The following is a 12,308-nucleotide window of genomic DNA, read 5'->3' on the forward strand; positions in this document are numbered from 1 at the left end:
TCGTGCGGCCTCCAGCCTACAGCTTCCGGACGTGGCGGCTGATCTGGCGACGCAGCTTGCGGTTGAGCTGCTCCAGCATGCGGCGGCAGCGGCGGCTGATTTCCAGCTCATCGGCCGTAACGGGGGTAAGCGTTACGGCTTCCTGCAGCACGGCCGTGGCCCGGGTTTGCTGGCTGCGGTTGAGGTACACCCGCGCCAGATCATAGGCATACTGAATGCGCTTGGGGTCCAGCTCGTGAGCACGCTGCAGGGCATCGATGGCCCGAAACGTGCTGGCCCCGGCGGGCATTCCTCCCAGAAACAACCGGCTGAAAAGCCGCTCGAGCGGGTTGTAATGGTCAACGCGGTAATGCCAGCGGCCCAGCAGCTGCCAGGCTTCGGCCCATTCCGGGCGCAGCTCTACGGCCCGGAAAACATGAGGGCGCATTTCGCGGTAAGCCAGCAGCCGGCCCCGGGCCGTAAACAGGGTAGCCTGGTTGGCCAGTGTCAGGGCTTCGGCATAGTGGCCTTCGGCACCGTCGGGGTGCACCACCAGTGCCCGGCTGGAGTAGAGGCGGGCCGCCGCGAAATACGCCGATTTCCGGGTTTCATCGGTGTAGCGGGCCCCGATCCGGACGCTGAGTACGGCGGCCTGCCACAGAGCTTCATACGTGGCGGGAGCTTTACTAAGAGCTTGCTCGTACTTGGCCAAAGCCTCCGATTCGTGGTATTGGGCTTGCAGGCTGCGGGCCTGGACCAGCAGCTCAGCAACCGTGGGGGCGGGCGCTTCGGGAGGGCGGCTGGCTGACTGCGCCTGCTGGGACCTTGCCTCCCTACCCATCAGTAACAAGCCAAGCAGCACTATCCGCAGGAAAATCAGACCCGAACGCAACATGATAAGCAAAGGTACTTTTTAGGAGCCGGCAAGGGTACGGAACAGATCTGGGTGCGGCGCTTACCTACCCCAAACCTACTCATGAACCTGACTTCTTCTGAAATTCCTACCCCCGCTTACAAGAAAAGGCCGACCTGTTGGGTCGGCCTTTTCCGGTAGGCAAGCGCCGCTAAAACAATTTTAGCTGCGACTTAGGGGTTTTGAGCACGGCCTGGGCCTGGGCAACGTCGGCTTCCGAGATGTCTACAGGGCCGGTTAGCTCGGGCAGGGGCTCGTTATCGTTGGCAACGGCATCGGGGGTAGCAGCCGGGCGCGGAATGGTAGCCGGGCCGCGTTTCTTGGCTACTACGCGGCGCTCCGGCTCGGGACCTTCGTCGGTGAGCAAGGCTACGGCGTGCACCTTGAAGTAGTTAAGCTTGTTGCCCATGGCCTTCCAGCCTTTCACGTCGATGAATTCGTGCAGGTGGAACTTCTCCGTTTCCTTATCGGCCTTTTTGTCGCGCTGAAGCTTCACTTCTACCTGGGGCTCGGTGTGGCAAGTAGCGCACAGCAGCTTCGAGCCTTTGGTTTCCGATATGAAGACAAAGCGCTTTTCCAAGGTGCTGGTTTCAATCTTAAACCGCTTAACAAAGTGGGTTTTCGATTCGCCCTCCACGTACACGCTGCTGATAACGGTTTCGGGTTCCAGCTTACGGAGCAGCACAATATTGGGCACGTCGGCGTGCCAGGCTAAGTCAGGCAGGCGCACCTCGTAGGAGCCATCTTTGTACACCACCAGCAGGGTATCTTCGGTATCAAAGGTGCCCAGGTAGCGGCCGTGACCGGCGTGGTTGAAGCGGCCGACCACCGCATCAAAGAACACTTCGCGCCCGCCCAGGGTTGAGTCGCCCACGGCTTTGCGGGTGATTTTCTTGATGGGCTGCTTGGTTACAATGTTGCCCATGGAGCCCTTGCCCTTGATGGCCAGTTCGGCAAAGTCGAAGTCAAACTGCTTCACCCGGGCCGGGGCCTTGTCGGAAAGCTGCACGCTCACAATCTCCGACTCAGAGTTGGGGTTAGCCGTGAGGTAAAGTGTTTTGGTGCCCTTGGTGCCCTTGGTAAGGTCGTACACCTTGTCGCGGGTGATACCGGTCACCAGAAAGCGCTTAGCGAAAGCAATGCCCGAGGCACCATCCTGGTAAATCATGTTGTACACCAGCCGGTCGTCGTTCTTGTTGTAAACGCCGACGTGCAGGATGTCTTTACCAATGAAAGTCTTCTCGGCGATTTTGGACACCATAAAGGTCCCGTCGCGGCGGATGGCGATGATGTCGTCGAGGTCGGAGCAGTCGCACACGAACTCGGCCTTCTCGTCCTTTTTCAGCCCAAAGCCCACGAAACCATCCTGGCGGTTCACGTAGAGCTTCTGGTTGGCAATGGCTACTTTCTGGGCCGTCACGACGTCAAAAGTGCGCAGCTGAGTTTTCCGCTCCCGGCCGGCGCCGTACTTTTTCAGCAGGCCTTCGAAGTACTGGATGGCGTAGCGGACGATATTGGCCAAGTGGTCGGCTACCTCCGCTAGTTCAGCTTCCAGCTTCTGAATGTACTCGTCAGCCTTGAAGCCGTCGTACTTGGAAATGCGCTTGATGCGGATTTCAGTCAGGCGGGTGAGGTCGTCCTCGGTGATGGGGCGGCGCAGCACAATGCGCGTGTCGTTGGCCTTCTGCTTCTCCCCTTCCACGCGCACAAATTTCTTCAGGCCGGCGTCGATGGTCTGCAGAATTTCTTCCCAGGTTTCGCACTCCTCAATTTTGCGGTAGATGCGGTTCTCGATGAAGATTTTCTCTAAGGAAGCCGAATGCCACTTTTCCTGCAGCTCTTCCTGTCGGATTTCCAACTCACGCTCCAGTAGGCGCACCGTTTTCTGGGTGCTTAGCCGCAGCATATCCTCTACCCCCACAAAACGCGGTTTATCCTCGATAATCACGCAGGTGTTGGGCGAAATGCTGATTTCGCAGTCAGTGAAGGCGTAGAGCGCGTCCATGGTGAGGTCGGGGCTCACGCCTGCGGGCAGATGCACCTGAATCTCCACCTCAGCAGCCGTGTTATCGACCACCTTCTTGATCTTGATTTTATTCGCTTCCGAAGCCTTCACGATGCTTTCCATCAGCGCCGTGGTGGTGGTGCCGTAAGGAATGTCGCGAATTACGAGCATGGTCTTATCGACCTTCTCGATGGTAGCACGCAGGCGGATTTTAGCCCCGCGCAGGCCACCGTTGTAGTTGGACACGTCGCAGAGGCCGCCGGTCGGAAAGTCGGGGAACAACTGAATTTCCTTACCCCGCAGCACGTCAATAGAGGCCTTGCACAACTCGCGGAAGTTGTGGGGCATAATCTTGGTGCTCAGACCCACGGCAATGCCTTCTACCCCCTGCGCCAGCAGCAATGGAAACTTCACAGGTAGCGTGGTGGGCTCGCGCTTGCGACCATCGTAGCTCATTTGCCACTCCGTGATGTCAGGATTGAACACCACATCCAGGGCAAATTTGCTCAAGCGAGCCTCAATGTAACGCGCAGCAGCAGCTCCATCCCCGGTCCGGATGTCGCCCCAGTTACCCTGGGTTTCAATGAGCAGATCCTTCTGCCCCAGGTTCACGATGGCGTCGCCGATGGAGGCATCACCGTGGGGGTGATACTGCATGGTCTGGCCAATGACGTTGGCTACTTTGTTGAAGCGGCCATCGTCCATCTCGTTCATAGCGTGCAGAATGCGGCGCTGCACAGGCTTCAACCCGTCCTCAATGGCGGGCACGGCGCGTTCCAGAATCACGTAGGAAGCATAGTCCAGAAACCAGTTCTGGTACATGCCATTCACCGTAGCTACATCGTGGATGGTTTCGCCGGGAGCGAATTTGGGCTCCTCCTCCGTTTCTTCCGTAACTGGTTCGGGCTCGGTTACGGCGTCCACATCGGCGCCAGACTCAGCCAGCAGTAGCTCGCCGGTTTCGCTTACAACCAGTTGGGTAGTATCCTCTTCAGACTCAGAGGGCACAGCAGCATCCGCCGGCGTAGCCGACTCGGCCCCGAACTCAAAGGAGTCGCCGGCCCCGAAGGTGTTCGGCTGCTCGTCCTGGTTCGGGTCGTGGGGGTTCGTCTCTTCTGACACAGTAGGGTGTGGCGCTTGCCACGATTATTGTTCTTGTACCTCTCTCCCGCTCCCAGGGGGTAGCAGAAGGTTAAACTCATTTTTGTGGGCAGCCAAAACGCGTCCGGCAACCGCTTTGCCTTTAGGCCAAATCTGCTTCCGCCACTTCCTCCAGGGGTAGTACGTCGGAAGTCACCAGATCTTTCTCCAAACGCAGGTTTTCAATGATGAATTCCTGACGAGCCGGGGTATTCTTGCCCATATAGTAGGTTAGTACCTGCTGAATGGAGCGGTCGGACTGCAGGATGACGGGCTCGAGCTTGATGTTGTCGCCAATGAATTTACCGAACTCGTCGGGCGAGATTTCACCCAAGCCTTTGAAGCGGGTCACCTCGGGATTACGGCCCAGCTTGCGCATGGCAGCCTGCTTCTCCTGCTCGTTGTAGCAGTAGATGGTCGTTTTCTTGTTGCGGACACGGAACAACGGCGTTTCCAGAATGAAAACGTGACCATTGCGTACTAAGTCGGGAAAGAACTGCAGGAAAAAGGTGAGCAGCAGTAGCCGAATGTGCATACCGTCTACGTCGGCATCAGTGGCAATTACGACCCGGTTATAGCGCAGGTTTTCAATACCTTCCTCGATGTTTAGCGCGTGCTGAAGCAGGTTTAGCTCCTCGTTCTCGTACACGATTTTCTTTTTCAGCCCAAAGCAGTTCAGGGGCTTACCGCGTAGGGAGAAAACGGCCTCTGTTTCCACATTGCGGCTTTTGGTGATAGAGCCCGAGGCAGAATCACCCTCGGTAATGAAGAGGGTAGTAAGCAGTTCTTTCTCCGCATCCTTAGTTTCGCCCAGGTGCAGACGGCAGTCACGTAGCTTACGGTTATGCAGGTTGGCTTTTTTGGCGCGCTGGTTAGCCAGCTTCTTCACGCCGGCCATGTCTTTCCGCTCCCGCTCGCTTTGCTCAATGCGCTTGCGTAGCGCCTCGGCTACTGCCGGGTTTTTGTGCAGGTAGTTATCGAGGTGCTCCTTCAGAAAATCGACAACGAAACCGCGTACCGTAGGCCCATCGGGGCCCATGTTGATGGAACCTAGCTTGGTTTTGGTCTGTGACTCGAACACCGGCTCCTGCACGCGCACCGAAATGGCCGCAATGATAGAGCTGCGGATATCGGCGGCATCGTACTCTTTCTTGTAGAACTCGCGTACCGTTTTCACTACCGCCTCACGGAAAGCCGCCAAGTGCGTACCGCCCTGGGTGGTGTACTGGCCGTTTACGAAGGAGTAATACTCCTCGCCGTAATCATTACCGTGGGTCAGGGCTAACTCGATATCCGGACCTTTGAGGTGAATAATGGGGTAGCGCAGGCTTTCCGGGTCGGCTTTGCGAGCCAGCAAATCCAGCAGGCCATTCTCCGAGTAGTACTTCTGGCCGTTGAAGTTAATAGTCAGACCGGCGTTCAGATAAACGTAATTCCAGATCTGATTTTCCAGGTACTCCGGGATGAAGCGGTAGTTGCGGAAAATAGAATCGTCGGGCTGGAAGGTCATCAGCGTACCGTTGCGCTGGCTGGTTTTCACCGGCTTAGGGTCACTGGTAAGAACTCCCTGCGAAAACTCCGCCGACTTCATCAGGCCTTCGCGCACGCTCTGAACTAAAAAGTAGTTGCTGAGCGCGTTAACCGCTTTGGTGCCTACCCCGTTTAAGCCCACAGACTTCTGGAATACTTTGGAGTCGTATTTACCGCCCGTGTTAATCTTGCTTACTACCTCCACCACCTTGCCCAGCGGGATGCCGCGCCCGTAGTCCCGTACCTGTACGCGGCTGTCCGAAATCTTAATGTCGATGGTGCGGCCGTGGCCCATCACGTGCTCATCGATGGAGTTGTCAATCACTTCCTTCACGAGCACGTAAATGCCATCGTCGTAGCTGGAGCCATCCCCGAGCTTACCGATGTACATGCCGGGGCGCAGCCGGATGTGCTCGCGCCAGTCGAGGGAGCGGATGCTGTCTTCGGTGTAGCCGTGGTCGGGGGTAGCGGCGGGTACTTGTTCTTCAGCCATGAAATCGGGTAATCAAATTTGAGGTAAAATAACACAGAAAATTGGCCTTTTCCGCGTCTTTCTTTCGCTATTCAAGTTAGCAAAACTTCATTTACCAACCCAGTTGAGCGCCGGATTGTTCCTCTCAAACCGTACAAATCCTGCCAACCTCCTTGCTTTCACTTCTTTTGTTTTACCAATTTACTTAGCAACATGTTTCCTCCCGCTACCCAACATCATTTGCCTCCTTCGGGCCACAAACCCAATCCGGAGGTAAAGCAGGCTCCGGTGGTTCAGTTTGCCTTCCTCATGATTGGGGCAGTGCTGCTGGTGTACTCCCTGCGCGTTCTGGATGATGTGCTGCTGCCCTTGGTTTTTTCGGGCATTTTCTCGCTGCTGCTCCTGCCCATTTGCCGGTGGCTGGAGCTAAAGGGCCTACCCCGGGTGCTGGCCATCATCCTGTGTTTGCTGCTGCTAGTGCTTATTGTAGCCGGCGTGGTGGTAGGCTTTGGCTCGCAGCTAGCCCAGTTCAAAAACGAGATACCCAAGCTGCAAACAAAAACGATGGAGTTCTTCAACTCGGCTCAGGAGTGGGCGCACCAGCGCTTTGGCTACCAGCCCATGAGCATTGAGGAGGTAAAGGACTCCACGATGAAGGCGCTGAAAAAGTCGGGCGGCACGTATCTGGGCACCACGCTCAACACCACTACCTCGGCCCTAAGCAACATTCTGCAGGTTTTCATATACATCTTCTGTCTGCTGCTCTACCGCGACCATCTGCGCCAGTTTATGTTCCGCTTTGTGGCCCCCGATAAGCGCACGGCGGTGCTGCATACCGTGGACAGTATTCAAACGGTAGTGCAGGCGTACATCTCCGGCCTAGTGAAGGTGATTATCATCGTGGCCGTGCTCAACGGAATTGGGCTGGTAGCACTGGGGGTGAAATTTGCGGTGTTCTTCGCCATTTTCGCTTCGGTGCTGGCCGTCATTCCCTACATCGGCATCATGATTGGGGCTACCATTCCGGCCATTATTACCCTGGTAGAAACCGGCTCCATCGTGCAGGCCGCGCTAGTGATTGGGGTATTCGTAGTGGTGCAGTTTCTAGAAGGTAATTTCATCACGCCCATGATTACCGGCTCACAGGTGAGCATTAACCCGCTGGCTGCTATTCTGGCCCTGATTCTGGGCAACGAGCTGTGGGGCACACCGGGCATGATTCTGAGCATCCCGATCATGGCTGTTATCAAGGTAGTGCTGGATGCCAGCAAGGTTACCGAGCCCTGGGGCTTCCTGCTCGGTGATACGGCAGAAGGGGAAGATTCCACTAAGCCCGGCGAAAAGCAACCCGGTTTCTTTGGCCGGATCTGGGCACGCGTAACCGGCAAAGCTGCCTAGCACTTACGGGTAAGCGCCTGTTGCTTCAATGAATCCTCATCAGCCCCGGCCGGTGAGGATTCTTTTTTGGCCCGGGGTCAAAAAAGTACTGATAACCGAAATTTTATAATCCGGGGAAGGCAACCCGCGCAAGCCCGGCGGGGTATAAAAGCCCATCTGTCCCCTACTTCAGGACGCATAAATCTCTTTCCTTTCATTCAAAAACTCTTGATCATGGCCACTATAACCGGCGATACTGCCCGCGCTTACAACGACCTCGTAGAAATCAACAAAACCGCCGCTAAAGGCTACCAGGAAGCCGCCGAAGGTGCCAGCAGCGCTGATCTGAAAGCGAAGTTCAGCCAGTTCAGCCAGCAGCGCGCTCAGTTCGCTTCCGAGCTGTCGCAGCACGCCCAGCAGTACGGCATCAGCACGGAAGAAGGCAACACGGTAGAAGGCCTGGTAGCTGACGCCGCCGCCGCCGTACACCGCGGCTGGATCAACATCAAATCGGCCATTACGGGCCAGGACGACAGCGCCATTCTGGGCGAGTGTGAAACCGGCGACGCCGTAGCTCTGCAATCGTACGAAACGGCTCTGAAGGCCTCCGAACTGCCCGCCGAAGCCCGCAACGTACTGCAAAAGCAGCACGGCGAAATTCTTTCGGCCAAAAACTGGGTTACCCAGCAGAAAGGCACCCGCTAGGCCGCCTGCCCACATAATCACAAAAAAGCCCGCCTCATTGGCGGGCTTTTTTTGTTTTCCGGCTTCGTGCAGCTGGTACGGGTTTGGTGCTCCTACCCTATGCAACCTTCCGGGGGCCTATCTTTGTTACCAATAGGATTAGCATTTTTGTTTACCTGATTACGCGCCTCGTTTGTACGCTATCATTGACCTTGAAACTACCGGAGGGCAGCCCGCGCAGGACCGCATCACGGAAATAGCCATTTACATCCACGATGGGGAGAAGGTGGTGGATGAGTTCAGCACCCTGCTGAACCCCGGCCGGCCCATCCCGTTTTTCATCACCCAGCTCACCGGCATTACGGATGATATGGTGCGCGACGCCCCGAAGTTTCATGAGGTGGCGCGCCGGATTGTGGAAATAACGGAGGGGTGCGTGTTCGTGGCCCACAACGTGCGCTTCGACTATTCTTTTCTGAAAAAGGAGTTTGCCGACCTGGGCTACAACTACTCGCGCAAGACCCTGTGCACCGTGCGCCTGAGCCGCTCCCTGATGCCGGGGCAGCCCAGCTACAGCCTGGGCAAGCTCTGCCAAAACATTGGCATTCCGCTCAACGACCGGCACCGGGCCACCGGTGATGCCGCCGCTACGGCCATCCTGTTTGGGCGGCTGCTCAAGATCAGTCAGCAGGAAGAGGCGCTGCAGGCACCGGGCCTGAGCCCGGCTGAAACCCTGGCGGCGGTAGATGCCAACGCGCCTTCGGGCCGGAAGCCGGCAGCTAGCGCCACGGCACCGGCTACCAAGCAGCCCTCGGCCCGCAAAATCAAGGCCGTGCAGGATGCCATCCGGACGGCCCTGCTACCCCCCAACATCACCCCGGAAAAGGTAGCCTCCCTACCCCAGGAAGCTGGGGTGTACTACTTCCACGATGAGCAGGGGGAGGTTATCTACGTCGGGAAGAGCATCAACATCTATAAGCGGATTCAGCAGCACTTCGCCGTTGATTACAAGTCGCGCAAGAGCATTGAGTTCAAGAACTCTATTTCCGACATCACCTGGGAGCTGACGGGCTCGGAGCTGGTGGCGCTGCTCTATGAGTCGCATGAGATAAAGCGCCTGAAGCCCTTGTACAACCGGGCGCAGCGCCGCTCGGTGTTTCCGGCCGGCATCTTTCTGCGCACTGATGAGAATGGGTACAAGCACCTCTACTACGGCCGCGCCGACGACCACGCCCAGTCGCACCCGCTAATTGCGCTGGGCAACCAGTACAAGGCTAAGGGCTTCCTGTTTCATAAGGTCGCCAAGTTCAATCTGTGCCAGAAGCTCTGCGACCTGTACAAAACCACCGGTTCCTGCTTTGATTATCAGGTGCACCGCTGCAAGGGCGCCTGCATTGGGCTGGAGCCGGCCGAAGAGTACAACCAGCGCGTAGAGGCCGCCATTGAGTCGTTTACGTATGAGCACGGCTCCTTTGTAGTTACCGGCCCCGGCCGCCGCCCCGACGAGAAAAGCATTGTGGTGGTAGAAAACGGTCGCTACCTGGGCTTCGGCTACGTGGATGACACCTTCACGGCCCGCCGCCTCCCTGACTTTATTGAGGCCATTACCCGCTACAACGACAATAAGGATGTACAGCAGATCATCCGGCAATACCTGCGCACCAAGCACAAAGACAAGGTAAAAATCTTCAAGAATGCGGGGTAAAACCTATTGCCAGGTGTAGTGGGCGTGCCCTGCATTTAGCTGTTGTATTGAATAGCAGAACTGCTATCTTCAGGGCAGACGGTCGGTGGCCGCCTGCAACCCGATGAAGTATGGCCGTTGTGTACGAATCTTCCTACCTGCGAATACGGCACGAACCAGACAACCGACTGCTGGAGCTAGAATGGCTGCACCCAGTCAGTGGCGAGCAGCTGCGGGCCGGACTCATGGTAAGCCTGCGCTCGGCCGAAGAACTCCAGATCAGGGCCTGGATTGGCAACATGAAAAACCTGCAGACCATTGTGTTTCCCGATCAGCAATGGATTTACGAGGAGTGGTTTCCGCGTTTTGCACGGTTGGGGGTGCGCCGGCTGGCCGTGGTAGAGCTGGGCAATAGCGGCAGCCGGATGGGCATCGCGCAGATTATGCGCCATTCGGAGGGGCTGGTTCCGCTGGCTACGGCCTACTTTGCTACCCCCGAAGCGGCCCGCAACTGGGCCCGGCATTGGCGCGACGAAACTATGCTGCCGGGCAACGGGATTCCGGCTTATCCCTCGGGTTCCTGATTTAGGAAGAGGCACTGCCACTTTGCTGTTGTGGAAGCCACTGTAAGGCCTGGGTTTCCAGGCATTTGTTCGCGGAAGGAAGGGGCAGTGTAATCATACAATCCAGCACCGAAAGCTAAACTAATTGCCTACCCCTCCCGGCTAGGCCCGCGCCGGGCAGGTAGCGCTCCTGCCCAGCCGGGCGGCTAGTATAAGCGGTGCCGCAACAGCCAGCCGGCTCCATCAAACTCTTCGGCCCGGGGCTGGTATTTCTCTACCGCTGTTTTTCCGAGGCGCAGGGTGTTGCCATCGGCGTTGTCGTACACGGTGAGGCGGCTGCGGGGGCGGGCCGGCGCGGAAGCAGCCTCCAGCAAGTCCTGGCCGGCCCCATCGTACACCCCAATCTTGAACCGAGGGTCCGGGTCGCCGCGGAGCTCAAAGGCATCGTTGCCGCCTAGCCCAAACAGCTTGATGGAGCGGGTTTCGGGGCTATGGAATACGCGCTGCTGCAGCAACGTGGCGCCCTGCGGCGTGAGCCGGTACACCTGCACCCGCACCTGCCGGGGCCCAAGGGCCTCCAGCACAAACCGCTCGGCCTCATCAGTGCCCGGCAGCTCTACGTCCCGGGCCAGCAGCTCGTAGAACCGGGCGGCCACGGCCGGCAGCTGCTCGCGCCGGCTGCGCAGCTTACGGGTAAACTCATCGGCGCCCAGCTGCTGCACCTCCCGGGGCCACACAGCCAGGGCCCGCGCAATAACATCATCCGACAGAGCGCCGCGCAGGGAATCGGCAATCTGCTGAAAATCCTGCCGGGTCAGGTAGGGTAGCAGGGATTTATCCATGGGCCGGGCGGCGCTGTTCAGGCCCTCCACATCAGAAAGCCGGATTTTTTCGTGGAAGCTCTGGTAGTTGGGCTTCACCCACCCGATGATGTGGGTTAGCAGGCCGTCATCAAACTTAAAGAAGGCGTGGTCCCGGTCGCGCGGAATGGCCCGGTACACCGTACTGCCCCCGGCGGCCGGGAAGCTGGCCCAGCGCCACTGGTCCTCGCGGCGGCTCCAGTCGCCGAGCCACATATCAAACAGGCGACTGCGCAGATACTGGCGAGCATCTACCTGATACTGGGAGCTGGTTACCAGGTTGGTAAAGGCTTGGCGCGAGCTTACTACCTGGCTGGAAAAGCCGAAGCTACCGACGGTACGCTGGTCGCCCTCGGGGCGCTCCTCAAACAAGTACAAGGCATTCCCAAAACTTTCGCGGTACTCGCCCAGGGCTGGGTCATCGGCCACATACACCAGTCGCGGATTGGTATAGTATATGCCCGCGGCCTGGGCCAGGGGCGGCACTATATAGGCCCCATACGGATGAATTACGCTGGTCTGGTCCTTCATCAGACGACCAATGGGACCTTGCTGCAGGCCTTCGGGCAGGGCCTTGGTAGCATCCTTGTCCACGGAGCGCAACACGTACTGTACGCCGTTGCGGTCCACCAGACGCAGGTTTTTGGTCTGGAATGAGCCACCCTCCCGAATGGGGGTAAGTCCGCCCGGCACGGCCGTGCGCAGGTTGAATACCGGCGCCGTAACCGGCAGGGCCCACAGCGCCCGGTAGTGCGTGCCCCAGAAAAAGCGGTGCACGGCTCCCCGCTCGTACTGAGGGCCGGCCGCTACCAGCACGGTAGAATCGGGGCGGATGGCAGCCGGGGGGGCGGACGCAACGCGTTGGGCCGGGGCCGAGCAGGACATGAGTAGCAGGCCGGCGGCCGGTGCTACCGACCAGCGGACCGGCCGGAACACGCGAGAAGAAAAGGGCACGGAACCGAGTAGTTACTGACGAATAAAGGCCGCCCGTTCCCGGACCGCCGCCCTTATAGCGCAAACCGAGGGGTAGCGGTTGTACAGTGGAGCATGTACTTTTCCGCGGGAACTGCGTTCAAGGAGCCTAGCCGCGTCTTTTCGCTC

The 12,308-nt window shown here is 58.1% G+C and carries 8 protein-coding genes; 4 read left to right on the top strand and 4 right to left on the bottom strand.

The window, feature by feature from the left end; all coding sequences use genetic code 11:
- Positions 1-16: 16 nt before the first annotated feature.
- From FGZ14_RS05610 to FGZ14_RS05620, 3 genes are all read right to left on the bottom strand, one after another.
- Positions 17-874 carry a hypothetical protein gene (locus FGZ14_RS05610; RefSeq protein WP_139922047.1) on the bottom strand — a complete coding sequence of 286 codons (858 nt, stop codon included), beginning with the start codon at positions 872-874 and terminating at the stop codon, positions 17-19.
- A gap of 169 nt (positions 875-1,043) precedes the next feature.
- Positions 1,044-3,821: a DNA gyrase/topoisomerase IV subunit A gene (locus tag FGZ14_RS05615; protein ID WP_374221713.1), complete on the bottom strand. Its 2,778-nt coding sequence runs from the start codon at positions 3,819-3,821 to the stop codon at positions 1,044-1,046.
- Between the two features lie 319 nt (positions 3,822-4,140).
- Positions 4,141-6,060, bottom strand: coding sequence for a DNA topoisomerase IV subunit B (locus tag FGZ14_RS05620; RefSeq protein WP_139922049.1), 1,920 nt, complete (start codon positions 6,058-6,060; stop codon positions 4,141-4,143).
- A gap of 192 nt (positions 6,061-6,252) precedes the next feature.
- Between FGZ14_RS05620 and FGZ14_RS05625 the strand changes: the two genes are divergently transcribed.
- The 4 genes from FGZ14_RS05625 to FGZ14_RS05640 all read left to right on the top strand — a co-directional run bounded on the left by FGZ14_RS05625 (position 6,253) and on the right by FGZ14_RS05640 (position 10,368).
- A complete protein-coding gene (locus FGZ14_RS05625; RefSeq protein ID WP_139922051.1) occupies positions 6,253-7,437 on the top strand; it encodes an AI-2E family transporter in 1,185 nt (394 codons plus the stop codon).
- A gap of 213 nt (positions 7,438-7,650) precedes the next feature.
- Positions 7,651-8,121 carry a PA2169 family four-helix-bundle protein gene (locus FGZ14_RS05630; RefSeq protein WP_139922053.1) on the top strand — a complete coding sequence of 157 codons (471 nt, stop codon included), beginning with the start codon at positions 7,651-7,653 and terminating at the stop codon, positions 8,119-8,121.
- Positions 8,122-8,293: 172 nt separating this feature from the next.
- Positions 8,294-9,805, top strand: a complete 1,512-nt coding sequence (locus tag FGZ14_RS05635; protein WP_139922055.1) for an exonuclease domain-containing protein — start codon at positions 8,294-8,296, stop codon at positions 9,803-9,805.
- A gap of 110 nt (positions 9,806-9,915) precedes the next feature.
- Positions 9,916-10,368, top strand: coding sequence for a hypothetical protein (locus FGZ14_RS05640; RefSeq protein ID WP_139922057.1), 453 nt, complete (start codon positions 9,916-9,918; stop codon positions 10,366-10,368).
- Between the two features lie 185 nt (positions 10,369-10,553).
- Here FGZ14_RS05640 and FGZ14_RS05645 read toward each other — a convergent pair whose 3' ends face one another.
- The gene (locus FGZ14_RS05645) at positions 10,554-12,161 is read right to left on the bottom strand and encodes a hypothetical protein (RefSeq protein WP_139922059.1); all 1,608 of its coding nucleotides are present in this window, start codon (positions 12,159-12,161) and stop codon (positions 10,554-10,556) included.
- Positions 12,162-12,308 lie beyond the last annotated feature (147 nt).

Origin of the sequence: Hymenobacter sp. DG01, from assembly GCF_006352025.1 — a bacterium.
Classification (GTDB): domain Bacteria; phylum Bacteroidota; class Bacteroidia; order Cytophagales; family Hymenobacteraceae; genus Hymenobacter.